The following is a 26,826-nucleotide window of genomic DNA, read 5'->3' as shown; positions in this document are numbered from 1 at the left end:
CCACCCCGGGTCTGGCCATATTCGGTCATGTCAGGCTGTTCATTATTCGAGACAATATGTCTCATTAGACAAGATTTTGGGTTAGCCTGAGTCTGTCAACGACGACGAGAGGGCGGGTCATGAACAACGTGTACACGCACGGCCACCACGAATCCGTACTGCGTTCGCACCGCTGGCGGACGGCGGAGAACTCGGCCGGCTACCTGCTCACCCACCTTCGTCCAGGCATGACGTTGCTCGACGTCGGCGCAGGCCCCGGCACCATCACCGCCGACCTGGCTCGCCTCGTCCAGCCGGGCCGCACCACCGCTCTCGAAGCCAACGAGTCGGCCCTCGATATCACCCGGGCGACCTTCGCCGAGCTGGACATCGAGGTCGACTTCGTTGCCGGCGACGTGCACAAGCTGGATCTCCCGGACGACTCGTACGACGTAGTGCACGCGCACCAGGTGCTCCAGCACGTGGCCGATCCGGTCCAGGCTTTGCGAGAGATGCGCCGGGTCTGCAAGCCGGGCGGGATCGTCGCCGCGCGCGACTCGGACTATCGCGCGTTCGCCTGGTATCCGTCGCTGCCCGAGCTCGACGAGTGGATGGAGCTCTACCAGCGACTGGCCCGCGCCAACGGAGGCGAGCCTGATGCCGGTCGCCGGTTGCTGTCGTGGGCGTTGGCGGCAGGCTTCGAGAACGTCGAGTCGACGGCGAGCAACTGGACCTTCGCGAACGACACGGATCGCGCCTGGTGGGGTGGCATGTGGGCCGACCGGATCCTCGATTCGGCGATGGCACACCAGGCCCGCGCGTCCGGCGTACCGGAGTCGACTCTGCAAGCCATCTCCAAGGCCTGGCAGGCGTGGTCCACCACCCCGGAGGCCTGGATGTCCCTCCTCCACGGCGAAATCATCGCCACGGCCTGAGCCGCAGGAGTCGGCGCGTCGGCCGGTACTACGAGGCGCTGGGGGCGAGGTCGGCCAGTACTACGAGGTAGTGGTCGGGGTCGCGGAGCCAGAGTTCGTGATGGTCTGCGTTCGGGTTGTGGTGGACATCGGTCTGGATCGTGAAGCCGGCCGCTCGCGCGCGATCAGCCGCGGCCCCCGAGTAAGTCGACTTCAAACCAGACGGCGAACCCGTTACCCAGTGGAAGATCAGGGTCGCCTATGGTCCCGTGGTGATGGCCGGCTTCGAGCCTGTGCAGCTGGAGGATCAGCTGACCATCGACCAAGACCTGCTCGTACTCCGATCCGCCGTGCCCGCTCGTCGCGCCGAGCAGTTCGCAGTACCAGGCACTGCTTTTCTCCACGTCGGTCACGGCGATCATCGGCTGTGGTCGTACGGATGCAGTCATGCCGATGACGCTAAGGCCTGCCGCTGCCGCCGGTCTTGAACGAATGGGCACGCTGGCGCGAAGCCTCGTACAGAACGGCGGTGGCTGCGTTCGCGGCATTGAGTGAGCTCGCCGAACCCGTCATCGGGATGCGAACGAGCTGGTCGGCGAGGTCTTTCCAGGCTGCGCTCAGCCCCGACGTCTCGTTGCCGATCAGCAGCAGGGTCGGCTGGGTGAGGTCGTGGTCGAAGATGTCGACCGTGCCGTGTTCGTCGGTTCCGACGATCACGATGGGGATCCCTGCCGTACGCCGGGCCTCCACCCACTCCATCACCTCACGCTGCGACGGGACGCGGACCGACGGCAGCGCGAAGATCGAACCCGTGCTCGCCCGCACCGACTTCGGGTCGTACGCATCGGCCGCGTGCCCCGTGACGATCAGACCATCGGCGCCGAACGCGTCGGCGGACCGGATGATCGAGCCGATGTTCCCCGGTCCCGTAGGCCGGTCGAACACGACACCGAGGAAATCCTGCTCGACCTTGATCCGGTCGAGATCGTCGGGCGGCATCTCCATCACCGCGATCAGTTCAGGTGCGTTCTCGCCCTTCTCGCCGAGTTCGGCCAGCAGGTCCGCCGCCATGCTGACCTGTTCGGCGCCACGCTGCCCGCGCAGCACGTCCTGCGCCCAGCGGGACAGCGGGCGGTCGGCGTCATGGATCAAGGCCCGGATCGGCCAGCCGTGCTCGACGGCGATGCTGATCGGCCGGACGCCTTGGACGAGAAACTCACCGGCCCGCTGTCGCTTGTTGCGGTTCCCCAGCAACGCCTGCCAGACCTGGAACCGCGCATTCCGGCTACTCACCCGCACACCCGCCATCCCCCCACCCTACGAGTCGGGGGTACGCCAGTAACTGGCGGTGTTCAGGCGAGGGTTTCGATCAGACCCAGCTGATTGTTGTCGGGGTCGGTGGTGGAGACGAGGCGCTGGCGACCCTGCGAGACCTTCGTCGGGTCGGTGGTGTGGATGTCCGCGGCGGCGAGGGTCGAGATGGTGGTGTCCAGGTCCTCGACGGCGAAGTTGACCATGGTGTGACCGGCGCGGTCGGGCTCCTGGAAGACCTGGACGACGCCGAGCTCGCTCAGGTGCCACTCGGCCAGCGTGTCCATCGGACGGGTGTCGGCGGCACGGCCGAAGAAGGACTCGTACCACTCACACGCCTTGTCCAGGTCGGTCACCGGGATCACCGCGAGCACAGCCTTGATCGTCATTGCCAAACCTCTTCCGTCGGTGGGCGTCCTGGATGAACGCCCTTCCTCCGGTACGTCGGTGCCCGCCCCACCACCTCGACATGCGGCCGGTACTACGGCAGGACGCGCTCGAGGAAGCCGTCGATCAGGGTCGCGATCTCGGCGGCGTGGGTTTCGAGAGCGAAGTGTCCGCTCGGGAGGAGGTGGATCTCGGCGTCGGGGAGATCGCGCTGGAACGCCTTGGCGCCCGCGGGCGGGAAGATCTCGTCGCCTTCGCCCCAGACGGCGAGCAAGGGCACCTGGCTGGTCCGGAAGTACTGCTGGAACTTCGGGTACAGCGTGAAGTTCGTCAGGTAGGTCCGAGCCAGATCGAGCTGCACCTCATAGGTCCCGGGGCGCGCCATCAGCGAAAGGTCGTGCTGCCAGGCATCCGGGTTGAGCAGCGTCTGGTCCGCCACCCCGGTCTGGTACTGCCACTTCACCATCGCCTCGCTCTGCATCCGGCTCACGGCAGCACCGTGCTCCGGTGTGGGGTCGGCGTCATAGGCAACGATGTCGGCCCACATCGCCTCGACGACGCCGTCCTCGTAGGCGTTGCCGTTCTGCGTGACGACCGCCGTGATCCGCTCCGGGTGCGCGAGCGCCATCCGCCATGCGATCGGCGCGCCGTAGTCCTGCACATACACCGCGTACTCCGTCAGGCCGAGCTTCTCGGTGAAGGCGGTCGTGAGCTCGGCCAGCGCCGCGAAGCTGTACTCGAACTCGTCGGCCGCCGGCATCGCCGAGTATCCGAAACCGAGGTGGTCCGGCGCGATCAGGTGGTACTTGTCCGCCAGCTTGGGGATCAGGTCGCGGAACATGTGCGAGCTGGTCGGAAAACCGTGCAGTAGCAGGAGAACGGGCGCGTCGGCAGGACCGGCCTCCCGGTAGAAGATCTCGTGTCCCTCGACCTCGACGGTCCGGTGATGCACAGTCATCGTCTAACCCCTTTAGTTGCTTGATCTGGTTACAGGATACAGCAAACACCGAGAAGGTGTAACCTGTCAACATGTCCAATGTGGTTATGCCTGATGAGGCACTGCTGCTGGAGTTGCTCAACTCGGCGCCGATGGTCGACGGCGTGCCGATCGATGAGTTGCGCGGGTCGGGTGCGGGCGACTGGCTCCGGGAGCACGGAATCCCGGGTCCGCCGGCCGCTGCGCGCGAAGTACGGGATGCCGTTGCCGCCGTAGTACGGGGACAGGTGCCGGCTCGGAGTCTGCAGAAGTTCCTGGTCGATGTGCGGCAGGTGCCGGCAATCTCGGTTGATGGGGTGGCGTGGCGAGTCGAGGGGGCGCGGTTCCCGGCGCGGGCGGTGCTGGCGTGGGCGGAGGTTCAGGCTCGGCTACGGCCGTGTGAGAACCACGAGGAATGCACGTTGTTCCTGATCGATCGCAGCAAGGCGAACGCCCGTCGCTGGTGCTCGATGTCGACCTGCGGTAACCGCCTCAAGGCGCGCCGTCACCAGGGCCGCCTGCACGACTAGTGCGTGTGCGGAGTTCCGGCGGCTGTTGCTTCGGATTCGTGGGAAGCGGACGCCCGGCGGCAGAGTTCCAGGAGTTCGGGCTCGTTCTTGACGATCTGCTTGGCCTTCGGGCCAAGGGCGATGATGTGATCGCGGGAGTCGAGCAGGCGGCGGTAGATGCGCTCGCGCTCGGCCGCGTCGTCCGTGTACTCGGCGTCGAGATAGGCCCTCGCGTCCCGGCGGACGTTCGCCATCGCGGTCTGGGTCCGGCCGCGGGTACTGAAAAGTGATCCGAAGATCGTGATCAGCAGGACCACGAGGATGACGATCAGGGACAAGCCGGTCGTGATCTCGACGACCTCGATCGGCTCGCCGTCGTTGACGAACGGCAGGTTGTTCTCGTGCAGCGCGTGCAGGATCAGCTTGGTGCCGATGAACGCCAGGATCGCGGCCAGCCCGTACGACAGGTAGATCAGCCGGTCGAGGAGTCCGTCGAGCAGGAAGTACAGCTGGCGCAGGCCGAGCAGGCTGAACGCGGTCGCGGTGAAGACCACGAAGACGTTCTGGGTGAGACCGAAGATCGCCGGGATCGAGTCCAGCGCGAACATCAGGTCGGTGCCGCCGATGGCGACCATCACCAGCAGCATCGGGGTCATCGCCCGGCGGCCGTTGAGACGGGTGAAGAGCCGGTCGCCGTCGTAGTTGTCGGTGGTCCGGAACAGCCGGCGGCTGAATCTGACGATGACGTTCTGGGCCGAGTGCGACTCCTCGGTCTGCGGCCGGAACATGTTGCCGGCGGTGATCAGCAGTGCCAGCCCGAAGAGGTAGAAGACCCATGCGAACTGGTTGATCAGCGCCGAGCCGACCAGGATGAACGCGGTCCGGGCGAGCAGCGAGATGACGATGCCGACCAGCAGCACCTTCTGCTGGTTCTCCCGAGGCACCCGGAAGCTGCCCATGATGATCAGGAACACGAACAGGTTGTCGACCGACAGCGCCTTCTCGGTGATGTACCCGGCGAAGTACTCCGATCCCATCGAGCTACCGCCGAAGACGAAGGTGCCGACGCCGAACGACAGCGCGATCCCGACGTACAGGGCGGACCAGAGCGCGGCCTCGCGGGTGGTCGGGACATGCGCGCTCCGGACATGGAACACGTAGTCGAAGACCAGCAGCGCGATGATCGCCGCCACGGTCAGGATCCAGGCCAGCGGAGACGCGCTCATCAAAGGTCCGATCAGAAGGTCTAGGCAGGACGGGCACCAGCCAATCACGCCTCCACGCCCACTGTCGCCGAACGACTCGACCAAGTCCCGAGCAGGTTCTTGGCCGCCGCGCGACTCCCGGAACGCCGGTCGCCTTGCTGGTCCGGCCGGACGGGTACGTTGCCTGGGCTGCTGATGGACCGGACGAGCAAGAGTCGCTTGCCGACGCGCTCGCGCACTGGTTCGCAGTACGGGTTCAGCCGCGGCCTTTGACCAGCGCGACCAGGTAGCGGCAGACCGCAGTACCCGGGTTCTCGAAGGTTGTCGCCGTCGGTGGGCCGAGTTGGAGGCAGTCGCCGGCGGCGAGATCGTGGATGACAGGGCCTTCGTGGAAGCGGAGCCGGCCGGACAGGATCCAGAGTTGCTGGGTCTTGAAGATGTAGGCGTCGGCCGGGTAGGAGACGGACGCGCCGGCCGGGAGTTCGACCTCGACCAGTTCGAGTGGGCCGTCGGTGGCGGGGGAGACCGCGCGCCGGCGGTACCCGGTCGCCGGGTCCGTCCAGACCGGCTGATCGGCGGCCCGGCGGAGCAGGTCGCCGGTGCCTTCCTCGGCTCGGGCGACCAGTTCGGACAGGGTCATTCCGAGCGCGCCGGAGAGGCGTCCGAGCAGTACTGCGGTCGGCTGCGCCTCGCCGCGTTCGATCTTGCCGATCATGGCCCGCGAGACGCCGGATCGCTCGGCCAGCGCGTTCACCGACAGGTCGAGCGCGACCCGGGCCTGCTGGACGGCGGCGGCGAGCGAGGCGGAGAGCGGATCTTCCATGCTTGCCACTATAGCGGCATCTATGGCTACTATCGTGACATGCAGAACACCTTGCTGATCCGGGACGCGACCGAACTGGATGCCGAGACCTGCGCCGCGATCTACGCGCCGTACGTCACCGGCACCGCGATCACCTTCGAGCTCGAGCCGCCGACAGCGGCCGAGATGGTGGAGCGGATCGCCCGTGCCCAGGAAACTCATGCCTGGCTGGTTCTCGAGTGCGACGGGCGCGTGATCGGGTATGCGTACGGCACTCCGATGAAGCCGCGCGCGGCGTACCGATGGTCCTGTGAGGTGAGCATCTACCTGGAGCTGGGCCGTCGGCGTACGGGTGGCGGGCGGGCCTTGTACGAGGCGCTGTTCGAGCGGCTCACCGAGCGCGGCTACCGGACCGCGGTCGCGGGAATGACGCTGCCGAACGACGCGAGCGTGGGGTTGCACGCGGCGCTGGGGTTCGAGCCGATCGGCACCTACCGGAACATCGGCTGGAAACTCGGCGCCTGGCACGACGTCGCCTGGTCCCAGCGCAGCTTGGCCACGGCTCCCAACCCACCCGCCGAACCGCGGTGAGCCACCTACTGCCCACCCGGCAGGCGGCCTCACCGCAACGGTGATCCTTACCTCATCGCTAACGTCCGAAGAACCGGAGGGACGCGCCCCCCACTTCTTCGGACGTAAGCGTCGGGTACTACGGGTTGACGCCGTGCTCGCGAAGCCAGGGCTCCGGGTCGATCGGGTCGCCGCCACCGGGCAGGACCTCGAAGTGCACGTGCGGGCCGGTCGTGTTGCCGGTGACGCCGATCGCGCCGACCTGGTCGCCGGCCGCGACCGTGTCGCCGACCGACACGGTGAACGCGGACATGTGGCTGTACGACGTGACGGTGCCGTCGGCGTGACGGACCTTCACCTGCCGGCCGTACGCGCCCTCGAAGTCGGCCTGGATCACTTCACCGGCCATCACCGAGTCGATCGGCGTACCGATCGGAGCGGCGAAGTCGAGGCCGGTGTGGTTGTGCGCCCAGCGCCCGCCACCCTGCCCGAAGCGGGCGGTCAGGTGGTAGCCGGTGGTCGGAAGGACGACCTTGGGTGCGGCCGCTGCCTTGGCGGCCGCGGCGGCCTTCGCAGCGGCGGCGGCCTTGGCGGCAGCGGCAGCCTTCGCGGCGGCTGCTTCCTTGGCCATCCGGAGCGCGATCGCGCGGCGCTCGGTCAGCGTCGCGGTCGCGGCGAGCTTGGCGTTCCGGGCTCCCGCCAGCTGAGCGGCCGCGCTTTCGCGGGCCGCTTCCAGGGAGAGGTCGAAACGGGACGTGTCCCGGGAGCCGAGCTGGCGGCGCTCGACCCGGGCAGCGGTCATGGACTCGAGTGAGGGGTTGACGCTCGTGCTGGTTGCCGAGGCGTTCGAAGTAGAGGTGATGCCGACAGCACTGGTTCCGGCCGCCGCGGCGAGTGCCGCGGTGAGGCCGACCAGCTGAACGCCGCGGGTGGTGTTTCGCCGGGTCAGGCGGTGCTTCGCCACCCGACGCGAGTCGGACGAACGGCGAAGCGTCGCGCGTTCAGCTTCCGACACGTCATGGTGAGGGGACACGAGGGCCTTCCAGAGTCGAGTTTGCCGCCAAGGTCATCCCCAGCGGCGCATCGACCATAACGATGAGGTCACGATGACCCCAAATGTGGATTGCGATCAGATCACCGAATTCGGTGACTTCGAGTAGTCGATTTCCAGCGGTTCGTGGCGGCTCAGGCGTGCGGCGGGGGCCGAGTTGGTTGAAATTGGGCGTGACCGGGATCACTCGTGTCGGACCTGTCCTGGGCCCCCTGAAGTCGATATAGAGCGTCCATATATTGGAAGGTTGTCTACTAACTTACTGATCTTTCAATGTCCTCGCATACTGGAAGTCAGCCCCAGAGGAAGGAGACGCTGATGACAGGACCGGCCCCGCGCGAGCTCGCCTACTACCGTCTCCACATCGATCTGCTGCGCGTCTCCAGCGCGCTCTGTCCGCTCTAGCCGACTGAGCCCACACCCACGTCAAGACGCCCCTGTCTGAGGGCCGTCTACCGCGCCATGCCCCCTTCTGGTGGCGGCGCTGTTCGGCCTGCCCGACTCATCCCGCCCAGGAGAAGATCGTGTCGATCACCTCACTGCCCTCGGCATCGACCGCCACCGACCCACCCCCACCCGAAACCGCTGACCTGCCGGACTCCGAGCTGACCGTCGTCGGTCGCCGGCACCCGTGGCGCTGGGTCGGCGTCGCCGTCATACTGGTCCTGCTGGCCATGTTCGTGCACGGCCTGATCACCAACCCTGGTTGGGAATGGCCGACCTTCTTCCAGTTCTTCACCACCCGGACGATCTTCTCCGCGCTCTGGGTGACGATCCGGCTGACCGTCTACGGCACCGTGCTCGGCTTCGTGCCGGGTGCGGTGATCGCATCGATGCGGCTGTCCAGAAGCCCTTTCCTGCAAGTGGTTTCGTGGGGCTACATCTGGGCGTTCCGGTCGATCCCCTTGATCGTGCAGCTGCTCTTCTGGTTCAACATCGCTTATCTGTACCAGGAGTTGAGCCTCGGGATCCCGTTCGGCCCGGAGTTCGTGCACTTCAGCACGAACGACCTCTTCGGGCCGCTGGGCGCCGCAGTACTGGGGTTGGCCTTGCATCAGGCCGCGTACGCCGCCGAGATCATCCGTGGCGGCATCATCTCGGTGGATCAGGGCAGCTGGAAGCCGCTGCCGCGCTGGGGATTCCGCGGTTCCGGCAGTTCTTCCGGATCGTGTTGCCGCAGGCGATGCGCTCGATCCTGCCGAACGCGGCGAACGAGGTGATCAGCCTGTTCAAGGGCACCTCGATCGTCTCGGTGATGGCGATCCCGGAACTCTTCTACCAGGTCCAGGTGATCTACGGCCGCAACAGCCGCGTCGTACCGCTGCTCGCGCTGCATCGCGCCGGGATCGTGCATTTCGCCGGACCTGAGCTGTCGGTTGCTCTGGGCAAGGATCGGTTCGTCGCCACCAGTCCCGCAGTACAGGGTGAGATCGAAGCCAGGGCATTCGTCGAAGCGCGGCTGCCGCGACCGGATGTACTCGCCGCCACGGATCCACTGGTCCGCGGGCTGCTGCGATCCGGACTGCTGGCCGCCGACCACCTGGTCGCGGCCGACGGCACCAGCCTCGGCGGCGGGCAGCTCAAGGCCGACGCCTCTTGCCGGGCGATCAAGGCCGACGGCTCGGTCCATCCGTCGCTGTTCCTGCTCGGCCCGTCGGTCTCCGGCTCGGCCGGCTCGTCGGGATTCTCCCGGCCGCACTTCAACGGTCCGGGCTTCCGCCAGAACGACGCGGTCGCCCGGCAACTCCTTCGGCTATTGGACGTCTCTTCCCAGCAAACCTCGCAGAAAGCAGGTCAACGACATGCCAGTTGAGTTCCTCGGCATCGCCAGGACCAACCCGGCCAGTGAGGTCACCCCGCGCCCCGGCGGTCCGCTCGATCTGGAGTACACCGCCAGGCTGGCCAGGGCTCATGAGGACAACGGCTGGGACCGGATTCTGTTCGCGTACCACTCCGGTTCGCCCGACCCGTCCCAGGTCGCGGCGTACGTGGCCGGCAAGACCGAGCGGATCAACCTCGTGGTCGCCCACCGGCCGAACGTGGCCTACCCGACCTTGACGGCGAAGACCTTCGCGACGCTGGACCACCTCAGCGGCGGGCGGTTCGAAGTACACGTGATCACTGGTGGGTCGACGGCGGATCAGGCTGCCGAGGGCGACTTCCTGGCCAAGGACGACCGGTACGGGCGGACGCGGGAGTTCATCCAGATCCTCAAGCGGGCCTGGAGCTCCGAAGAGCGGTTCGACTTCGCGGGCGAGCACTACCAGTTCGAGCAGTTCGTCACCGACATCAAGCCGCTGACGCAACCCCGGCCGCGGATCTCCTTCGGCGGTTCGTCCGCAGCGGCCTACGCGGTCGGCGCAACCGAGGCGGACATCTTCGCGCTTTGGGGCGAGCCCCTCGCCGGAACGCGCGAGCAGCTAGCCACGATCGAAGCCGAAGCCGCGAAGGCCGGCCGAGCAGACCGGCCGATCATCCAGATCGCCTTCCGGCCGATCCTGGCGCCCACCGAGGAGTTGGCCTGGGAGAAGGCGGAAGCCATCCTCGGCCGGATCAAGGACACCGCAGCCGGCGCCGGCGCCGGCGCGGGACGCGGAGCGGGAGCCGACGCGGGACGCGGAGCGGGAGCCGGCGCGGGACGCGGAGCGGGAGCCGGCGCGGGACGCGGAGCGGGAGCCGGCGCGGGACGCGGAGCGGGAGCCGGCGCGGGACGCGGAGCGGGAGCCGGCGCCGGACGCGGAGGGGGTGGAGGTGGCGGCGCGGAGACCGGGGGCGGCGGTGGTGTGGGCAAGGGGCGGCTGCGGTCTGCGACGCCTGAGAATGCGGGATCGCAGCGGTTGCTGGCGGCCGTTGCCGCCGGCGAGCGGCATGACCGGGCGTTGTGGACCGCGCCGACCGGGCTGACTGGCGCTGGCGACAACTCCACCGCACTGGTCGGTACGCCGGAGACGGTCGCCGCCGCGTTGCTCGACTACTACGACCTGGGCGTCCGGATCTTCTCCGCCCGCGGCTACGACATCTACGACGACGCGGTCGACTTCGGCCGCTACGTCATCCCGCTGGTCCGTGACGAGGTCGCCCGCCGGGAGGCCCACGAGCGAAGGGACCTGGCCTCATGACCTACGAGAGCGACTGGCAGCTCTGGCACATCGTGCGCGAGCAGGACCTGAGCAGGGAGCAGGGCTGGCTGAGCCTCACCGCCTTCAACTGGCTCACTACTACGCCTGCAGAGCTGCCCGGACTGCCAGGGAAGTGGTGGGCCGCCGACGGCCTGGCGCATGTCGAGGCGACCGATCTGACGCTCGACGGCGAGCCCCTGGACGGCTCCGCCTCGGCCAGCGTGGCGGAGGCGGGCTCACTGGGTTGGCTGTTCTATGGCGACAAGCTGGCCGAGCTCGTACTCCGCGGTGGTCGCTATGCGATCCGGCAGCGAGACCCGCAGGCACCTACCCGAGTCGGGTTCCACGGCGTACCGGCGTACCCGGTGAATCCTCGGTGGCTGGTGACTGGGCACTTCACGCCGTTCACGGAGCCCGAGCGGGTCGAGGTGGCCACGGCGCGGCCCGATCTGCGGCAGCACGTCACCGCTGTCGGCACAGTCCACGTGGCGCTTGGCGAATCGGCGTACGAGCTAGTGGCTACCTCTGCGGGCGAGGGACAGCTGTCCCTGTCGTTCCATGACGAGACCAACGGCCTGGAGACGGCTCCCTGGCGCACTGTGACCACTGGTGTGGTGCAGGGCGACCGGAGCGTGGCGCTGGACTTCAACCGGACCATCAACCTGCCGTACGCGTTCACCGACTACGGGACGTGCCCGGCGCCCATCCCCGGCAACAGGTTGGCGCTGCCCGTCACGGCGGGGGAGAAGGTGCCTCGGTGAAGTTCTGTACGTACACGCTGATCGACAACTCGCCGGACCCGATCAGCGGGCGACAGCGCACGACGTACGAGCGGTTCCAGCACGTGGTCCGGCAGGCGCAGTGGGCGGAGGAGCTCGGCTTCGACGGCTACGGCGTGGGGGAGCGGCATGCGCAGCGATTCATCTCGTCCTCGCCGCCGGTGGTGCTCGCGTACATCGCTGCGGCTACAAGCCGGATCAGGCTGCTTACTACGGTGACCGTGCTGTCGCTGCTCGATCCGGTGCGCGTTGCGGAGGACTACGCGACGCTGGACCAGCTGTCGGGTGGGCGGCTCGACATCATCATCGGGAAGGGGAATGACCCGGACCAGAACGCGCTGTTCGGCTACGACCTCGATGGGCAGTGGGACCGGAACAGGGAGAAGTACGAGCTGCTCCGGCGGCTGCTGCTGGAGACAGACGTCAGCTGGTCGGGTACGTATCGGCCTTCTTTGTCTGGCGCCACTACGCAGCCGCGGCCGTACCAGCAGCCTGGCATCCCGATCTGGCACGGCTCTGCCTCGTCCACCGAGTCCACGGAGCTCGCTGCGAAGTGGGGCGAGCCGCTGTTCTCGGCGAATGGGTTCCACCCGATGGCGAAGTACGCGGGCTCATCGACCACTACCGGGAGCGCTGGGCGGCGTACGGGCATGATCCGGCGGATGCGGTCGTCGGGGCGGGGTTCAACGGGCTCTATGTGAAGAAGACGTCGCAGGAGGCTGTGGATGGCTACCGGCCGATCTTCGACCCGTTCATGAATTCCCCGGGCGCTCGGCACAACCAGCTGCCGTTCTCGACGCTGGAGGAGTTCCTGGAGACCGGGTCCGTACTGGTCGGGTCGCCGGAGCAGGTGATCGACAAGTTCGGGCGGTACCAGGAGGCCTTCGGGCACGAGTTGTCCGGCGTCTCTCTCGAGGTCGCAGGACTGCCCGAGGGCGAGAACCGGGCCAGTGTCGAGACCTTCCTCACAGAGGTCGTCCCGGTACTCCGGGCCGCCTACCCGAGCCGGGTCTGGGCCTCTTGACGATTCATGCCGGTACTCCGGGGCGACATCGCGAGACGGGTCCGGAGCCGGTGGAAAAGTGGTCGGCGGAGGGTCTGGAAGCCGGTATGCTTCTCAGGTCGGAAGAGCGGTCCGCAGGGGCTGTCGACCTCGATTTCACATCGGGGCCGCAGACCGTGTAATCTCTCTCCTCGGCCCGCCCCTTTAGCTCAGTCGGCAGAGCGTCTCCATGGTAAGGAGAAGGTCTACGGTTCGATTCCGTAAAGGGGCTCGAGAATCGCTGTCCCATCCGGTCCGCCGGGTGGGGTGACGAACTCATTGGCGGGGTAGCTCAGGTGGTTAGAGCACACGGCTCATAATCGTGGTGTCGCGGGTTCGACTCCCGCCCCCGCTACCCACCAACGCAGTATCTCGAGAGTGCGATCACCCCAGTTGCGCACTCCTGACAAGAAGAGGCACCAGTGGCCAAGTCAACAGACGTCCGCCCGAAGATCACGCTCGCGTGCACCGTGTGCAAGGAGCGCAACTACATCACCAAGAAGAACCGGCGTAACGACCCGGACCGTCTTGAGCTGAAGAAGTACTGCGCCCGCTGCAACGACCACACGGACCACCGCGAAACCCGCTGACCCCAGTAAGTTTCCCGAAAGGGCCGCTCCATCTTGGAGCGGCCCTTTCGCCTTGCCCCGGTACTACGGGACAGCCCCCCACGCAGCTCCTGCGTCGCCGCTCCGGCCCACCCGGTGACGCCGCTCCTGCGTCGCGGCTGATGACTGCGTGCGGTGGTGCTACTTGGCGGTTGTGCTGGGGTTAGTGCACCCACGCAGTCCTCCGTCGCCGCTAGTGCGTTGGCACTAGTGTGTCGTCATGGTCGTCCCGATTCCGATCTCAGTCGCTGCGCTTGTGCGCGATGGTCTCGTGCTCCTGGTGCACCGCCATCCATCGCGTCGGTGGTATCCCGACTGCTGGGACCTCGTCGGCGGTCATGTCGAGTCGGGCGAGTTGCCTCACCAGGCCGTCAGTCGGGAATGCCTCGAAGAACTCGGTGTCCACGTCCACGACCCCCGGCCCATCCCGATGACGATCAGTGACCCCACCCTCGACCTGCACGCGTTCCTCGTCACGCGCTGGGAAGGGGAACCTGTCAACGCCGAACCCGAGGAGCACGACGATCTTCGCTGGTTCCGGCCCAGCGATCTCGGAGACTTGAAGCTGGCCCACCCGGCCAGCCTGTCGAGCATCCTGAGCGCCGTCCAGGTCGCAACCGACTAGCCGCTCCGAACCGTCCGCGCATTCGGCAGATCCGTGCATTGCTCCGACACGTGGACAGATTTTCTAGCCTGTCGCGCATCAGTTGACGGACATGTGTCGCGCATCTGTTGGCGGATCACGGCGGCTGATGACTGCGTGCAGTGGTGCTGCTGGGCGGTTGTGTTGGGTTAGTGCACCTGCGCAGATCCTGCGTCGCTGCGTGGGTGATCTTCACCGCAGTACCAAGCAGCTCTCAGACCGTGAGGATTGGCCGCCCGGCCTCGTACGCGTGTAGGCGGGCCGGGCGAGGGGTTAGGCAGCAGGAGCCGCAGACTGTGCCGGCGCCGACCTCGCTCGTGTAGTAGAGGCAGCAGGTGTTGCGGAGGTAGACGAGTTTGTTGGCGGCGATGGTGACGTCGCCCAGGCGGGACAGGTCGCCTGGGGCTCGGGTGATAAAGCTTTCCCAGCGGGTAAGAAGGAAGGCCGGGTCGAGCGTCACCTCCTCGCGGGTGGCGGCGCAGAACGCCATCGCGCAGCCGGCTGCGATGCCACCGTGGAGTTGGCGGAGGCCGGCTCGGGTACGCCGGTGGAGTTCAGCGGCGAGCCGGAGCAGGTGCTGAGCCAGCACCACGTCGTACAGGGTCTCCAGTCCCCCCGGCAGAAAGCGGGCTGAGCGGATGGCGACCGAGGCGATGCCATGGCCGTCGTGTGGGCGGACCCAGAGGTTGTGCGGGCGGATGTCCAGGACGCGGCCTTCGAGCGCCCAGAGCAGTAGTGCCGTCGCCGGAGCTCGGCCCGCGTAGAACGATGTCAGGCTGAGCGCGGCGGCGTGGGCGCTGACATGCCCGCCGGCGTCGTTGTCGTGTTTCAGGAGTTCGGTCAGCTCGGGACCGTCCGGTTCGAGGATCCGGTCCACCCGCAGCCACTCCGAGCCACTCGGTTCGCCGATTTCCACGCCGTAGCGAGGGGCATATTGGGCCAGAGCGGCCACGCCCGCGCGTCCTGCCGTCACACGTCCTGCCTTCCCCAAAGAGTTCTCAGCAGAGTGGGTGGCGGCACTCGAGCCCCCAGTCTGCCACGAGGGCATGTCCCCCGAGCCCCTGCGTGCTGCGTGGTATCCGGTGCGGCACCTCGCTGCACTGGGGCAAAATCCACGATGCTGGGCATCGCCGGATTTCACCCCAGCACACCGAGCTACCGCACCGGATACCTGCTCGCGACTGCAGGGGCTCAGGGGACATGCCCTAGGGTTACCGGTCATGACGATCGACGCCACGATGGTCGGCCGGAGTTACACGGCCGCCGAGTCCTACCAGGTCGGCCGGGAGAAGATCCGGGAGTTCGCCGACGCGATCGGTGACCCCAACCCGGCGTACCGGGGTGACGACGCCGTCGCGCCGCCTACTTTCGCGTTCGTGCTGAGCGCGCCCGCACTCGATCTGCTGCTGGCGGACCCGGAGCTCGGGCTGCGGCTGGACCGGATCGTGCACGGCGCGCAGAAGTTCAACTACGTCCGCCCGATCAGGGTCGGCGACGAGGTGGCCGCCACGGCGACCATCACCACCGTCCGCAAAGCGGGTGACGTCGAGGTGATCATGTACGAGACCGTCCTGACGAGCGGCGACGGCGAGCAGCTCGCCACCTCCACCGCGACCGTCTCGCACAACCGGGCGGACTCATGACCACGATCGAGGCCGGCACCGAGCTGCCGCCGCTGACCGTGACGATCCGGCGCGAGGACCTGGTCCGGTACGCCGGTGCGAGTGGCGACTTCAACCCGATCCACTGGAACGACCGGATGGCGATCGCCCTCGGTCTGCCCGGCGTGATCGCGCACGGGATGCTCACGATGGCCTCGGCGGCCCGTGTGGTGACCGACTGGTTGCAGAACCCGGCCGACCTGGTCGAGTACGGCGTACGGTTCACCAAGCCGGTCGTGGTCCCGGACGACGACAAGGGCGCCACCGTCACCTTCTCCGCCAAGGTGGACAAGGTCGTCGACGGCAGTGCCGAGATCGACATCACCGCGATCTTCGGCGACGAGAAGGTTCTCGGTCGCGCCCGGGCGGTTGTGCGCGTCTCGTGAAGACCGATGTGCGCCTGGCCGAGCTGACCACCCTGCGGGTCGGCGGGCCGGCTGATCGCCTGATCGAGGTGACCACCGAGGAAGACCTGATCGCGGCCGTCCGGGATGCCGACGCGGCCGCCGAGCCGGTGCTGCTGGTGTCCGGCGGCAGCAACATGGTGGTCGCCGACGAGGGCTTCCGGGGCACGGTGATCAAGATCGCCAGCCGCGGGATCCGGGTCGACGCTGACGCCTGCTCGGGCGCGATGATCCACGTCGCCGCCGGCGAGGACTGGGACGAGGTCGTCCAGCGCGCGATCGCGGAGGAGTGGTCCGGACTCGAGTCGATGTCGGGCATCCCCGGCCTGGCCGGGTCGACCCCGGTGCAGAATGTCGGCGCGTACGGGCACGAGGTGGCCGAGACGATCGCGTCCGTCCGGGTCTGGGACCGGGTCGACAACGCGGTCCGGACGATCTTCGCCGCCGACTGCGGATTCAGCTACCGGACCTCACGCTTCAAGGCCGACCCCGCCCGCTACGCCGTACTGGAGGTCGCCTTCCAGTTGCCACTCGGTGATCTGTCCGCGCCGATCGGGTACGCCGAACTAGCGCGCGTGCTCGACGTCGAGACGGGGTCGCGGGCGCCGATGACCGAGGTTCGCGAGGCCGTGCTCGGGTTGCGCCGGAGCAAGGGGATGGTGCTGGACGAGGCTGACCACGACACGTGGAGTGCCGGGTCCTTCTTCACCAACCCGCTGCTCGACGCGACTGCCGACGTACCGGCGGGTGCGCCGCAATGGCCGCAGCCTGACGGCCGGGTGAAGACCAGCGCGGGCCTGGCTGATCGAGCACGCCGGCGTGGCCAAGGGATTCGCGATCGGCGGGGCGGCGGTGTCGTCCAAGCACACGCTGGCGCTGACCAACCGTGGCGACGCGTCGGCGAAGGAGATCCTCGCCCTGGCCGCGCACGTCCGGGCCGAGGTGCACCAGGCATTCGGTATCACCCTCGTCAACGAGCCCGTCCTGGTGAACTGCTCACTCTGACACCCGGCTGCGATTTCCCCCGCAGTACTGAACCTTTTCGCGTACTGCGGGTGCCCGGCATGCTGACCGCCGACCACGGTCGTGACTCTTCGTGCCATATCCTTCACAGCTCGTCAAACGCTCATCTAGGTGTAGCCACTCGAGCTGGACAAGAAGCAGCAGACGATCTTCCTCGACTTCGACGGGCCCCCACCTGGACCCCTCTCCAAGCCCAAGGGCCAACCATCAAAAGGTAGGTATAGGTACTGGAGCCACCTCAAGAAAACGTAGTCGGGGTTCGGCTTTGGTACTCTGTTGCCAGAGGCGTGGTGATCCGGGTGCAAGTCCCGGCCTCTCCCCTCGGAGAGAGCTAGCTCAACGAGTAGAGCCCCGCCTTCGAACGTCGAAAGGGCCGCCTTCGGGCGGCCCTTTCTCCTTATTTCCGGGCGATCGCAGCTGCCAGTTCGTCGTCGGTCAGCCGGATCGGTCCGTAATGGAATCGTGCCAAGCCCCGGGCTTTGCGCCTGAGGCTCAGCCCGGTCAGCCGCGGGTCTGTGCAGTGAAGGTCCTCGATCACCAGGTCGGCCCACAACTGGCGGGGCAAGGCCGCCTGGAGCAGTCCGTTGGCCTCCTTGGCCAGCGCTGTGGTCACCACCAGACTCAGGATCAACTCAGGGTGGCCGAACTCGACGACATCGCCACGGCGAAGCTGACGCAGACTCCGCTTGGTCACCTGGATCCAGGCGGCCTCGGTGGACGACGTCCATGAAGCGATCTTGTTGACCAGGGCCTGATTCGCGCGGCTCCCGTCGTGGATCATGCAGTTCCGCATCAGCCGCAACGTGCCCAGTTGAGCCAGACCGTCCGGTGAGAACGAGCCGCCGGTGGCTCGTTCGATCCCCGCGTGCTGCGTGGCCAGCTTCATCTTTGCCCGATCGGCGTCGCCTTTGGCAGCAGCCGCCACGAGCCAGCAGGTCCAGGCAGGTTTTGAGGTGATCCTCATGCAGAGCAAGGGCGTAGGGCACGCTCATCTCTCCAAGATGGGTGTCCGCCGCATCGAGGATGGCTCGAGCTTCCTCGGTGGTGAGATTGAAACGCCCGATGTGCCGGACTCGTGGAAAGACCTCGGGCAGTAGTCGATCGGAGCCTTCGGTCAGCTGGAGAAGGTGTGAGGCGAGCTGGGCTCCGGCGAGCAGACCCATCATCGCGTTGCCGGCCTCGACCCGCCTTTCCTCGTACTTGCGGTACTCGGCGAATCTCACGACAGGTGGACTCATGGGTCGTCAGCTCCTGTCGTACAAATCCCCTCGGCTGCTTGTCCGTTGGTGAGCAGGTGGGCTCAAGAGAGGGTGAGGGTTGTGGTGGGGGTCCACGTGTAGAGGTGGGTGGTGCGGGTTAGGGCTATTAGGGAGATGGCTGTGATGGGGGTGGTGGCGGTGTGGGTGGGGGAGGTGGAGAGGAGGGTGGCTAGGGGAGCTGCGGGGGCTGGGCGGTTCCAGTAGCCGAGGGAGATGTGGGGAGTTAGGTGGGGGAGTTCGGGGATTGCATCGGGGCCCCAGGCGTCGCCGATGGCGGCTCGGAGGTGGTCGCGGAGGTTCTGGAGCGGGGCGACGGGGGCGACTGGGAGTTGGAGGGATTCGGCGTCGAGTACTGCGGGGCCGATGGTGACCTCGAAGGGGGAGACTCGGGACAGGCGCGACTTGGTGGCTTCGATGATTTCGGTCAGGTCGGCGTCGGGGACGCGGTCGGTGAAGCCGACGCCTTGCATGGTGAGGTGCAGCCATTGGGGCGTGACCGGGGTGAGGCCGGGCATCCGCGCCACCACGTCGGCGTACGAGTCGGCCAGGTCGGCTACCGAAGGGGAGTCGGCGAACGTCAGGTGCCAGGTGTAGAAGGACCGGCCGACTCGCCAGCCCGGCCGCAGGTACCAGTGGTCGCGGACCTCATCGATCATCGGTGACTCCAATCAGTCGATCCGGCCGGGTCTCGGCGGCCGGGCGTCGGACGAATTCGCGGATGCCTTCATGCATCGCCTGGGCCTTGTTCTCGTCGGCGTAGCGCTCGCCGCGGGTGAGTGCCGCCACCTCGCTGATCCGGTGGATCAACGGCCGCACCCTGTACTCCGAAGGAATGGCGAGCACGGGGCGCAGCGCCTCCAGGGCACCGTCCAGCTCACCGGTCTCCAGCCGCCCCTTCACCTGTTGCAGCCGGACCATCCGCTCGGAGCCGTAGTTGCGCAGCGCGTGGGGAGCCGCCTCGAACAACGCCACCCCACGATCCGCGTGCCGCAGCGTGTACCGCGCTTCGCCGAGTGCCAGATGGGCGTCGGACCAGATCCCCTCGGCGCGTTCCGGCGTACAGCGGAAGGGCCCGCCGAGATCAAGAACATCGCGGTTGATCGTGATTCGTTTCGCCGCCTCCAGCGCACCTCGAGCCTCGGACAGCCGGCCGACCCGGGCCAGGTCCACCGCCGCCACACTCGCGAGGAACAGGGCCGACGTGCCCGCGGCGTACCGGAGTCCGTCCTGGGCGAACTCGGCGGCGCGGCCGAAGTCGTCCTGCCAGAAGGCGGCGGTGTGCTGGGTGGCGCGGACCCAGGCGCGCAGCTCGTCGAAGTCGGCGGCTTCGGCGCACGCCCAGGCGGTCCGGGTATGGCTCTCGGCGATGTCCGGGCGGCCCAGGTCGACCGACATCCAGGCGAGCAGCGTGATGGCCCAGCCGGCCGCGGCGTACAGGTCGCGGGTCTGGTGCGGTGGCTGTCGGCCGGAGAGGAGTTTGAACGCGCGGTCGCGGACGGCCTTGGTGCGATCGAACAGCGGCTTGGTCGGCACCTTGAGGTAGTTCAGCGCGATCCGCTCGATGTCGACGTGCAGCTGTTCGACCGTGAGGTCGCCGACGTTCGACTCCTCGGCGAGCGTGAGCAGCGAGATCGACTCGTCGCCCGCGTCGATCAGGTCGTCGGCCAGCCCGAGCGTCGAGTACTGGGTCAGGTCCGTCTCCAAGGAGCCCGCCGGACCGGACTGGATGAAGCCCAGCTCGTTGTCGCTGCTGACGTTCAGCACGTGCCGCAGACCCGACCGGTACGCCGCGCCCGGCCAGCGCACCGCACCTCGTTCGAGCTTGGCGATGTAATGCCCGTCGAGGTCGTACTGCGTGTCGGTGGTCTCCCACAGCCACGCCACGACTGCCTCCGCGAGCTCGGCGCGGGACATGTACTCGCCCGGCGCACGCCGCGACGGTGTCCGCTCCCGTGCGGCTCGTAACAACCCGTTGCCCTCTGACATGGCCGTAACTGTAGGTGCCCGACCACGCTCGGCGACGGCCGAAACCGGCCCTGTGGATGACCTGCCCCACGATGCCCCGAGATGCCCCGCGATGCCCCGATCTCCTGCCCTGATTGAGGGTCTCGTTAGGGTGAGGGGTGCCCGAAGAAGCCGTCACCACCTTGCACGCCGGGCTGTCCCTGTTCGAGCGAGCTGAGGAAGCCTTCGCGTTGCTCGAGACGTTTCTCGAGGTGGCGCAGCCGTGGATCAAGTCGGCGACGCTCGACCCGGCGTTGCTGGTGTTGCCGGACGAGATGACCGACGACCGAGCCGTCGTGCGGGGACTGATCGACGCGATGCCTGCGACCGAGCCGAAGCGGGCGTGGTACTCGACCGTGACGGAACGCGAGTACGACCTGACCGACGAGCAGGCGCGGTGGGACTACACGCGGCTTGCCTACTGCTCCCGCCTGGCGACGGTGTGGAGCGAGGGCAGCCGGACCACCTACTTCGAGGCGAGCGAGCAGTCCAGTGCCACCTACTGGCTGCCCGACTCCCTCAAAGCCCAGTACTTCGAGCGGATCACCGCCAAGGGCTGGGAGATCCCGGCCGATTGGCTGGCCGCGATCCCGAAGTACAAGAAGCCCTGGTGGAAGCGGTTCTAGACGACCGGCAGCTTCTCGAGCGCCCGCGCGACAGAGGCCTGTAGGTCGGCGTCGTCCCAGGCACGATCGGTCATCGCGCCGGACAGATAGGCGTCGTACGCCGCCAGATCCAGATGGCCGTGCCCGCAGAGCGCGGTCAGGATCACCTTCTCCTCACCGGACTCCTTGCAGCGTTCGGCCTCCTCGATCGCCGCCGCGAGTGCGTGCGTCGGCTCCGGCGCCGGCACGATCCCCTCGGTCCGGGCGAACAGGACGCCGGCCGCGAAGCAGTCCGACTGGTTCTTCGCGATCGCCTCGATCTCGCCGGTCTCGTACAGGTGACTGATCAGCGGGCTCATCCCGTGGTACCGCAGCCCGCCGGCGTGGATCGGGTCCGGCACGAAGTCGTGCCCGAGGGTGTGCATCTTCATCAGCGGCGTCATCCCGAGCGCGTCGCCGAAGTCGTACGCGTACGTCCCCTGCGTCAGCGTCGGGCAGGCGGTCGGCTCGACTGCCCGTACGACGGGAGCCATCCGTCCCGCCCACTTCTCCCGCAGGAACGGGAACGCCAGCCCGCCGAAGTTCGACCCGCCGCCGGTGCAGCCGATCAGCAGGTCAGGCGTCTCGCCGACCATCGCGAGCTGCATCAGCGCTTCCTCGCCGATGATCGTCTGGTGCATCAGGACGTGGTTCAGCACGCTGCCGAGCGCGTAGTGGACGGTCGGGTCCTGTACCGCCATCTCGACGGCCTCGCTGATCGCGATCCCGAGCGAGCCGCTGGACGCGGGATTCTCGGCAAGGATCTTGCGCCCGGCCTCGGTCAGCTCAGACGGGCTCGGGTGAACGGTCGCCCCGAACACCTCCATCATCGTGCGCCGGTAGGGCTTCTGGTCGTACGACGCCCGCACCTGCCAGACCTCGCACTCCAGCCCGTACTGCGCGCACGCGAACGCCAGCGCCGTTCCCCATTGACCGGCGCCGGTCTCGGTGGTCAGCTTCCGGACCCCGGACTTCGCGTTGTAGTACGCCTGCGGAACCGCCGTGTTCGGCTTGTGTGAGCCTGCCGGGGAGACGCCCTCGTACTTGTAGTAGATCCGCGCAGGCGTATCCAGCGCCTTCTCCAGCCGGTGCGCCCGGTAGAGCGGGCTCGGCCGCCACAACCGGTAGACGTCGAGCACCTCACCCGGGATATCGACGTACTGCTCCTGCGACACCTCTTGCATGATCAGGTCCATCGGGAACAGCGGTGCCAGGTCGTCCGGACCGATCGGCTGCCCGGTGCCGGGGTGCAGCACCGGCGGCGGTGGCGTCGGCAGATCGTGCAGCACGTTGTACCAGCGGGTCGGCAGCTCGTCCTCGGGCAGCAGGATCTTCGTCGGCGTCATGCACGCAAAGTTAGGCCTGCTCCCAGCGCGCCGCAATGCCCTCTTCGTGCACCCACCCGGCACTTCACCTGCACTTGTCAGAGGGCCGTGGCCACCGGCGCGGGTCGATCGACCCCGAGCCACTCGTCGATCTCGGTGAGCAGGCCCTTCTGGACGTCGGGCGGCGCGGTCGACGCGAGCACCGATCCCTTGGCGAGCCCGGCCAGTTCGGCGTCGCTGAAGCCGTGCACGCTCCGGGCGGTCTCGTACTGCTCCGCCAGCCGGGAGCCGAACAGCAGCGGGTCGTCGGCACCTAGTGCGATCCGCGCGCCGGCGTCGTACAGCTGTCGCAACGGCACGTCCTCGGGGCGTTGGTAGACCCCCAGCGACACGTTGGAAGCCGGACACACCTCCAGAGCGACTCCTGCGTCGACCACGCGCTTCAGGAGCTCCGGGTTCTCGACGGTACGCACGCCGTGCCCGATCCGGCCGGCTCCCAGCTCGTCCAGACAAGTACGCACGGTTGCGGGGCCACAGAGCTCACCACCATGCGGTACTGCGAGGAGCCCCGCGTTGCGAGCGATCCGGAAGGCCGGAGCGAACTCGGACGTGGTCCCGCGCCGCTCGTCGTTCGACAGCCCGAACCCGACCACCCCGCGGCCGACGTACTGCGCTGCCAGCCGCGCGAGGGTCCTTGCGTCGAGGGGGTGCCGTGTCCTGTTCGCCGCGATGACCACCTGGACCCCGATCCCGGTGGACGCGGCCGCATCCCGCGCGGCGTCCAGGACCAGGTCGGTGAACTCGGTGATGCCGTGGAAGCGGCCCGCGTATCCGGACGGGTCGACCTGGATCTCCAGCCAGCGGGAGCCGTCGGCCCGGTCGTCCTCGGCCGCCTCGCGGACCAGCCGGCGTACGTCGTCCTCGCTGCGCAGCACCGACCTGGCGATGTCGTACAGCCGCTGGAAGCGGAACCAGCCGCGCTCGTCGGCGGCGGACAGATCCGGCGGCCAGTCGGTGCGCAGGGCGTCGGGCAACCGGACGCCGTGCTTGTCGGCCAGCTCGACCAGGGTGAGGTGGCGCATCGAGCCGGAGAAGTGCAGGTGCAGGTGGGTCTTGGGCAGCAGCCGCAGGTCCCGACTCGTCATCACAGAAGGTTACCGACGCAGGGCGCTCAGACAGAAATCGGCCCGTCCAACCTGTGGTCCACCCGGCCAAGGAAACCGGGTGGACCACAGGGGATCAGCGGGCGACCTTGTACGCCCTGGTGATCGTCTCCTGCACGGTGTTGCCCTTGGAGTCGGCCGCCTGCGCCCGGACTGACACGTACGTCGCGCCGTCGGGCACCGTGACGACCGCAGCGAACTTCCCGGCCGCAGTGGTCCGCACCGGAGCGGTCAGCCAGGTCTTGCCGTCATCTGTCGACGTCTGGACCTTCACCGTCTTCAACTTGCCGACCGCAGAGCCCTGCTGAGCCTGCGCGACGATCGGCAGCACATGGGTCCGGCCGGTCCTCAGCACGTTGTGGCCGTCCACGCCCGGCAGGAACCGAACCGCCCACAATGGCAGGGCCGTAGTACCGGCAGTGGTCGTCGACTTGAAGGTCCACGAGGTCCGCGTCGCAGTCGACACATCGAGTACGCCGGACCCGGCCGTCTCGACCTCGAGGCGATAGCTCCCCGGCCCGGCCGGTACTGCGAACCCAGTGTCCTTGGGAGCCTGGAACGGGTAGTCCAGCGTGGCCAGCTCCACCCCGTCCCGATACACGACCATCGAGCCGTTACCGGCGACTCCCTGGCCGTAGTGGCCATCGCTGTCCGCCTGGGGTGGCGTCAGGCCGAGTGTGTCGCCGGTTCGTGAGACCCAGGGTGAGTGCTGCGGGAAAGCCGGCCCAACGACAGCGCGGCCCCAGTTCTCGCGGTAGGTCCGTCCCGGCCGGTAGGTGACGGCCCTCGAGTTCAGGAAGGCGGCCTCGGCGTCACCGTTGGTGTAGATCAGAGCACCCGCCCAGCTGACGCCCTCAGTCGTGACGTACACCGAAGGCGTGGCCGGAAGGTGGCTGTAGGGGTAGCCGTAGCCCAGGCCGCCAAGGATCTTGCTCGTCTCACCCATCACCCCGAAGACGCCGGTCGTTCCGACGCTCTGCGCGGTGATGGCCGGCTTGAGCGTCGCGAGCTCGGATGGACGGACCACCTTGCTGAAACCGGTGAAGTAGCCGCCGTCCCGCGGCCAGCCGAGTGCATACAGGTACGGAGTGTTGTCGAAGAACTGACCGCCCTCGGGGTCGAGGCGCGCCCACTGGCTGGTGACCCGGCCGTCGAACCCGGAAACGGAGGGGCCGACCTGCGCCGTGTACAGCCTGGCGCCCTCGTGGCCTTCGGGAACATCCGCGACACCGCTGAACCAGGTGAAGCCCGGCGTGACCATCGTGTAGTCGACAGAGGTGAACACATTTCGCGCGGTGGCTTCCGGAACGCTGATGGTGACCGGCTTGGCCTGCCGCGCGTCCACGGTGATGCTCGTGTCCGAGGTGAGGTCCAGCTTCGGCTGCACCAGGTTGCTGGCCTCGGCGCGGCCCCGCTCTTGACCGACGGTGGTGTCGAGCAGGTACTGCCCCTTCGGCAGTCGCACGTTCGTCGTACCATCCTCTTCGCTGAGGAAGAGCGGCCACTCGTCCTCGGCCTGCCGGTTGAGGATGATGTCGAGGTAGTCGCCGGTGACCGCACCGGCCCGGTCGAGGTGGTTGATCGTCAGGTTGTAGCTCTCCTGCTCCCGATGGACGGAGAGTGCCGTCGACAGCTTCGTCGTACCGGCGCGAGCCACCACGCTGCCGACGTACAGGCCGTCCGGTCCGGCGAAGGCGGTGTCAGAGGTGACGGTTACCGTCGCGGTGCCGTTGCCGGGGATCGTCACGCTGGACGCACTCAGCCGTACTGCGCCAGCGGGCGCGGGCTCGCCGTCAGGGCCGGTGTAGGAGGCCGTCAGGTCGAGCGTGACGGGCTGGGCCGCGGCGTTGGTATAGGTGATGTCCTTGCTCTGGGCAACATCATCCGTATGCGGCCACTGCTGCGGATCGTAAGCCAGCGAGCCGGTGTCCGCCGTCACCGTCAGCTTCGTGGCCGCAGCGACATCGATCCGGCCGTTGCCCTGAGTCAAGACGGGCACGTCGGCGACAGTGACGGCCGAGCCCATCAGGGCGGCCTTCAGCTGACCCGCTTTCCAGTCCGGGTGCTCCTGGGCGAGCAGCGCGGCCGCTCCGGCCACGTGCGGTGTCGCCATCGAGGTGCCGCTCAGCCGTAGGTAGCTGGTGCCGACCGGATCGCCGATCTGGCTGTTCGAGGCCTTCGCCGCGACGATGCCGACGCCGGGCGCGGTGACGTCGGGCTTCGCCAGACCGGCCACGGTCGGGCCCCGGCCGGAGAAGCCGGCCATCTGGTCGTCGCGATCCACCGCGCCGACGGTCAGGGCGGCAGCCGCGCTTCCCGGCGAGTCCACGGTGCCGGCGGACGAGCCGTGGTTGCCGGCGGCAACCACGAACAATGTGCCGGTCGTCGCGGTCAGCGTGTTGACCGCTTGCTCCAACGGATCGTCGCCAGGGTAGTCCCCGCCGCCGAGGCTGAGGTTGACGATCTTGGCGTGCTGCTGGACTGCCCAGTTCATCCCGGCGAGGATCCAGGATTCCTCGCAGCCGTCGAAGACGCAGACCTTGCCGGACAGGAGTTCGGCGTCCGGGGCAACACCTTTGTACCTACCGTCCGACGCGGCGCCGGAGCCGGCCACGATCGAGGCCACATGGGTGGCGTGCCCGATCGCGTCCTCCGGACCTTCGGGGGTGAAGTTCTCCGACTGCAGCCGGCCGGCGAAGTCGGGATGAGCCGCATCCACGCCACTGTCGAGTACTGCGACCTTGACGCCGCGGCCGGTGTATCCGGCGGCCCAGGCGGCAGGTGCTCCGATCTGCGGCACGCTGTGGTCCAACGTCGGTGTGCGCTTGCCGTCGAGCCAGACCTTGCCGATACCGGCGGCCGTGCTCGCCTTCGACTTGGCCGCCGCACCCAGGGCCGGTGCCAGCTCGGTGAACAGTCCGGACAGTTTGTCCTTGGGGATCCGGGCGGCCGCTCCGTTGATGGCGGGGAGGGGCTTCTGCGCGATGCTGCCGGCGGTGCGGAGAGTGGAGGTCGCGGCGGCCGGCGACCCGTCGTACGTGAAGAGGAGGGGGAGCTCCTTGCTGTGGGCGTCGTCGTAGCCGGCTGACGCGAGTTCGGTGACGTCGAAGAGTCGCGGGTCGAGGCGCCCCCGTCCGATCAGTGGCAGCGCGTCCAGCGGGATGACCGAGACATGGCCGCGAAAGCGCTGGATCTTGAACTTGGCGCCGGTCCGGCCGGCGGCGGGAATCGGCTGTACCTGTTGCTGGTCGGCCGAGAGCCGCACCTGGTCACCGGTGATCAGGGTCAGCACCCGGCTGGTGCCGGAACCGGCGTTGATGGCGGGTGGTGGATTGGCGGATGTGACCGGGGCTGCGACGGTGGCCATTGTGACGGCCAGTAGGCCGACTCCCAGCGGTCGGAAAGGTCTCATACTCATCCGACGCCCCGGCCCGGCGGCTACGTCACA

The 26,826-nt window shown here is 67.7% G+C and carries 30 protein-coding genes, 2 tRNA genes and 2 pseudogenes; 19 read left to right on the top strand and 15 right to left on the bottom strand.

Annotated elements, in window-relative coordinates:
• The first annotated feature begins 119 nt into the window (after window positions 1–119).
• The gene (locus tag F1D05_RS15745) at window positions 120–914 is read left to right on the top strand and encodes a class I SAM-dependent methyltransferase (protein WP_185448375.1); all 795 of its coding nucleotides are present in this window, start codon (window positions 120–122) and stop codon (window positions 912–914) included.
• Window positions 915–942: 28 nt separating this feature from the next.
• Here F1D05_RS15745 and F1D05_RS38880 read toward each other — a convergent pair whose 3' ends face one another.
• From F1D05_RS38880 to F1D05_RS15725, 5 genes are all read right to left on the bottom strand, one after another.
• Window positions 943–1,110 (bottom strand): hypothetical protein, encoded by a 168-nt coding sequence (locus F1D05_RS38880; RefSeq protein ID WP_206686226.1) that lies wholly within the window; start codon window positions 1,108–1,110, stop codon window positions 943–945.
• Window positions 1,079–1,315: a hypothetical protein gene (locus tag F1D05_RS38875; RefSeq protein ID WP_206686225.1), complete on the bottom strand. Its 237-nt coding sequence runs from the start codon at window positions 1,313–1,315 to the stop codon at window positions 1,079–1,081. Before F1D05_RS38875 ends, F1D05_RS38880 begins: the two co-directional genes overlap by 32 nt.
• A 37-nt stretch (window positions 1,316–1,352) precedes the next feature.
• Window positions 1,353–2,186, bottom strand: coding sequence for an RNA methyltransferase (locus F1D05_RS15735; RefSeq protein WP_246486730.1), 834 nt, complete (start codon window positions 2,184–2,186; stop codon window positions 1,353–1,355).
• Between the two features lie 59 nt (window positions 2,187–2,245).
• Window positions 2,246–2,593, bottom strand: coding sequence for a VOC family protein (locus tag F1D05_RS15730; protein ID WP_185448373.1), 348 nt, complete (start codon window positions 2,591–2,593; stop codon window positions 2,246–2,248).
• A gap of 92 nt (window positions 2,594–2,685) precedes the next feature.
• On the bottom strand, window positions 2,686–3,549 hold the full coding sequence (locus tag F1D05_RS15725) for an alpha/beta fold hydrolase (RefSeq protein ID WP_185448372.1): 864 nt from the start codon (window positions 3,547–3,549) through the stop codon (window positions 2,686–2,688).
• Between the two features lie 71 nt (window positions 3,550–3,620).
• Here F1D05_RS15725 and F1D05_RS15720 point away from each other — a divergent pair, with 71 nt between their 5' ends.
• Window positions 3,621–4,097 (top strand): CGNR zinc finger domain-containing protein, encoded by a 477-nt coding sequence (locus tag F1D05_RS15720; protein ID WP_246486729.1) that lies wholly within the window; start codon window positions 3,621–3,623, stop codon window positions 4,095–4,097.
• Here F1D05_RS15720 and F1D05_RS15715 read toward each other — a convergent pair.
• Window positions 4,094–5,302, bottom strand: a complete 1,209-nt coding sequence (locus F1D05_RS15715; protein WP_185448371.1) for a TerC family protein — start codon at window positions 5,300–5,302, stop codon at window positions 4,094–4,096. The genes F1D05_RS15720 and F1D05_RS15715 overlap by 4 nt on opposite strands.
• A 128-nt stretch (window positions 5,303–5,430) precedes the next feature.
• On the opposite strand from F1D05_RS15715, the pseudogene F1D05_RS42555 reads away from it, so the two are divergent.
• Window positions 5,431–5,571: pseudogene (locus F1D05_RS42555) on the top strand (hypothetical protein); the annotation flags it as partial.
• Here F1D05_RS42555 and F1D05_RS15710 read toward each other — a convergent pair.
• Window positions 5,538–6,104, bottom strand: a complete 567-nt coding sequence (locus tag F1D05_RS15710; protein ID WP_185448370.1) for a helix-turn-helix domain-containing protein — start codon at window positions 6,102–6,104, stop codon at window positions 5,538–5,540. The pseudogene F1D05_RS42555 and the gene F1D05_RS15710 overlap by 34 nt on opposite strands.
• 39 nt (window positions 6,105–6,143) lie before the next feature.
• Here F1D05_RS15710 and F1D05_RS15705 point away from each other — a divergent pair, with 39 nt between their 5' ends.
• A complete protein-coding gene (locus F1D05_RS15705; RefSeq protein WP_185448369.1) occupies window positions 6,144–6,674 on the top strand; it encodes a GNAT family N-acetyltransferase in 531 nt (176 codons plus the stop codon).
• A 118-nt stretch (window positions 6,675–6,792) separates the two neighbouring features.
• On the opposite strand, the gene F1D05_RS15700 is transcribed toward F1D05_RS15705, so the two are convergent.
• Entirely contained in the window at window positions 6,793–7,617 is an 825-nt protein-coding gene (locus tag F1D05_RS15700; RefSeq protein WP_185448368.1) for a M23 family metallopeptidase, read from the bottom strand.
• A gap of 360 nt (window positions 7,618–7,977) precedes the next feature.
• Between F1D05_RS15700 and F1D05_RS43005 the strand changes: the two genes are divergently transcribed.
• From F1D05_RS43005 to F1D05_RS15655, 10 genes and pseudogenes are all read left to right on the top strand, one after another.
• A complete protein-coding gene (locus F1D05_RS43005; protein ID WP_428995016.1) occupies window positions 7,978–8,109 on the top strand; it encodes a putative leader peptide in 132 nt (43 codons plus the stop codon).
• A 119-nt stretch (window positions 8,110–8,228) separates the two neighbouring features.
• Window positions 8,229–8,924 (top strand): ABC transporter permease subunit, encoded by a 696-nt coding sequence (locus tag F1D05_RS15695; protein WP_246486728.1) that lies wholly within the window; start codon window positions 8,229–8,231, stop codon window positions 8,922–8,924.
• On the top strand, window positions 8,819–9,517 hold the full coding sequence (locus F1D05_RS40280) for an ABC transporter permease subunit (protein WP_343066635.1): 699 nt from the start codon (window positions 8,819–8,821) through the stop codon (window positions 9,515–9,517). Before F1D05_RS15695 ends, F1D05_RS40280 begins: the two co-directional genes overlap by 106 nt.
• Window positions 9,507–10,823, top strand: a complete 1,317-nt coding sequence (locus F1D05_RS40275) for an LLM class flavin-dependent oxidoreductase (protein ID WP_246486726.1) — start codon at window positions 9,507–9,509, stop codon at window positions 10,821–10,823. The genes F1D05_RS40280 and F1D05_RS40275 overlap by 11 nt, the downstream gene beginning before the upstream one ends.
• A complete protein-coding gene (locus F1D05_RS15680) occupies window positions 10,820–11,584 on the top strand; it encodes a DUF1684 domain-containing protein (RefSeq protein WP_185448367.1) in 765 nt (254 codons plus the stop codon). The genes F1D05_RS40275 and F1D05_RS15680 overlap by 4 nt, the downstream gene beginning before the upstream one ends.
• Window positions 11,515–12,626 (top strand): annotated as a pseudogene (locus tag F1D05_RS43000) (LLM class flavin-dependent oxidoreductase). Before F1D05_RS15680 ends, F1D05_RS43000 begins: the two are co-directional and overlap by 70 nt.
• 177 nt (window positions 12,627–12,803) lie before the next feature.
• Window positions 12,804–12,876 (top strand) — tRNA-Thr (locus F1D05_RS15670).
• 49 nt (window positions 12,877–12,925) lie between these two features.
• Window positions 12,926–12,999, top strand: a tRNA-Met gene (locus tag F1D05_RS15665).
• 67 nt (window positions 13,000–13,066) lie between these two features.
• Window positions 13,067–13,234: a 50S ribosomal protein L33 gene (gene rpmG / locus F1D05_RS15660; RefSeq protein ID WP_112249091.1), complete on the top strand. Its 168-nt coding sequence runs from the start codon at window positions 13,067–13,069 to the stop codon at window positions 13,232–13,234.
• Between the two features lie 238 nt (window positions 13,235–13,472).
• Window positions 13,473–13,877, top strand: coding sequence for an NUDIX domain-containing protein (locus F1D05_RS15655; RefSeq protein WP_185448366.1), 405 nt, complete (start codon window positions 13,473–13,475; stop codon window positions 13,875–13,877).
• A gap of 232 nt (window positions 13,878–14,109) precedes the next feature.
• Here the strand turns inward: F1D05_RS15655 and F1D05_RS15650 are convergent, their stop codons facing one another.
• Window positions 14,110–14,868, bottom strand: a complete 759-nt coding sequence (locus F1D05_RS15650) for a hypothetical protein (RefSeq protein ID WP_246486724.1) — start codon at window positions 14,866–14,868, stop codon at window positions 14,110–14,112.
• A 247-nt stretch (window positions 14,869–15,115) separates the two neighbouring features.
• Here F1D05_RS15650 and F1D05_RS15645 point away from each other — a divergent pair, with 247 nt between their 5' ends.
• Genes F1D05_RS15645 through F1D05_RS42995 form a run of 3 tightly spaced genes read left to right on the top strand, consistent with a single transcriptional unit; the run spans window position 15,116 to window position 17,201 of the window.
• Window positions 15,116–15,538, top strand: a complete 423-nt coding sequence (locus F1D05_RS15645; RefSeq protein WP_185448365.1) for an FAS1-like dehydratase domain-containing protein — start codon at window positions 15,116–15,118, stop codon at window positions 15,536–15,538.
• On the top strand, window positions 15,535–15,942 hold the full coding sequence (locus F1D05_RS15640; protein WP_185448364.1) for a MaoC/PaaZ C-terminal domain-containing protein: 408 nt from the start codon (window positions 15,535–15,537) through the stop codon (window positions 15,940–15,942). Before F1D05_RS15645 ends, F1D05_RS15640 begins: the two co-directional genes overlap by 4 nt.
• The gene (locus F1D05_RS42995) at window positions 15,939–17,201 is read left to right on the top strand and encodes a UDP-N-acetylmuramate dehydrogenase (protein WP_428995015.1); all 1,263 of its coding nucleotides are present in this window, start codon (window positions 15,939–15,941) and stop codon (window positions 17,199–17,201) included. Before F1D05_RS15640 ends, F1D05_RS42995 begins: the two co-directional genes overlap by 4 nt.
• A 179-nt stretch (window positions 17,202–17,380) precedes the next feature.
• Here the strand turns inward: F1D05_RS42995 and F1D05_RS15630 are convergent, their stop codons facing one another.
• The gene (locus F1D05_RS15630) at window positions 17,381–17,869 is read right to left on the bottom strand and encodes a hypothetical protein (RefSeq protein WP_185448363.1); all 489 of its coding nucleotides are present in this window, start codon (window positions 17,867–17,869) and stop codon (window positions 17,381–17,383) included.
• Here F1D05_RS15630 and F1D05_RS15625 point away from each other — a divergent pair.
• On the top strand, window positions 17,856–18,080 hold the full coding sequence (locus tag F1D05_RS15625; protein WP_185448362.1) for a hypothetical protein: 225 nt from the start codon (window positions 17,856–17,858) through the stop codon (window positions 18,078–18,080). The two genes, F1D05_RS15630 and F1D05_RS15625, sit on opposite strands and share 14 nt — an antisense overlap.
• Window positions 18,081–18,283: 203 nt before the next feature.
• On the opposite strand, the gene F1D05_RS15620 is transcribed toward F1D05_RS15625, so the two are convergent.
• Together F1D05_RS15620 and F1D05_RS15615 are read right to left on the bottom strand one after the other, a co-directional pair.
• A complete protein-coding gene (locus F1D05_RS15620) occupies window positions 18,284–18,898 on the bottom strand; it encodes a 2'-5' RNA ligase family protein (RefSeq protein ID WP_185448361.1) in 615 nt (204 codons plus the stop codon).
• A complete protein-coding gene (locus tag F1D05_RS15615) occupies window positions 18,888–20,228 on the bottom strand; it encodes a DUF4864 domain-containing protein (protein ID WP_246486723.1) in 1,341 nt (446 codons plus the stop codon). The genes F1D05_RS15620 and F1D05_RS15615 overlap by 11 nt, the downstream gene beginning before the upstream one ends.
• Window positions 20,229–20,365: 137 nt before the next feature.
• Here F1D05_RS15615 and F1D05_RS15610 point away from each other — a divergent pair, with 137 nt between their 5' ends.
• The gene (locus tag F1D05_RS15610; protein ID WP_185448360.1) at window positions 20,366–20,872 is read left to right on the top strand and encodes a hypothetical protein; all 507 of its coding nucleotides are present in this window, start codon (window positions 20,366–20,368) and stop codon (window positions 20,870–20,872) included.
• Here F1D05_RS15610 and F1D05_RS15605 read toward each other — a convergent pair.
• From F1D05_RS15605 to F1D05_RS15595, 3 genes are all read right to left on the bottom strand, one after another.
• Entirely contained in the window at window positions 20,869–22,236 is a 1,368-nt protein-coding gene (locus F1D05_RS15605; RefSeq protein WP_185448359.1) for a TrpB-like pyridoxal phosphate-dependent enzyme, read from the bottom strand. The two genes, F1D05_RS15610 and F1D05_RS15605, sit on opposite strands and share 4 nt — an antisense overlap.
• 77 nt (window positions 22,237–22,313) lie before the next feature.
• Window positions 22,314–23,360: an adenosine deaminase gene (locus F1D05_RS15600; RefSeq protein WP_185448358.1), complete on the bottom strand. Its 1,047-nt coding sequence runs from the start codon at window positions 23,358–23,360 to the stop codon at window positions 22,314–22,316.
• Window positions 23,361–23,454: 94 nt separating this feature from the next.
• Window positions 23,455–26,796, bottom strand: coding sequence for a S8 family peptidase (locus F1D05_RS15595; RefSeq protein ID WP_185448357.1), 3,342 nt, complete (start codon window positions 26,794–26,796; stop codon window positions 23,455–23,457).
• Between the last annotated feature and the right edge of the window lie 30 nt (window positions 26,797–26,826).

The organism is Kribbella qitaiheensis, from assembly GCF_014217565.1.
Classification (GTDB): domain Bacteria; phylum Actinomycetota; class Actinomycetes; order Propionibacteriales; family Kribbellaceae; genus Kribbella; species Kribbella qitaiheensis_A.
The sequence above is the reverse complement of the archived record's forward strand: the minus strand, read 5'-3'. Positions and strand labels throughout refer to the sequence as shown.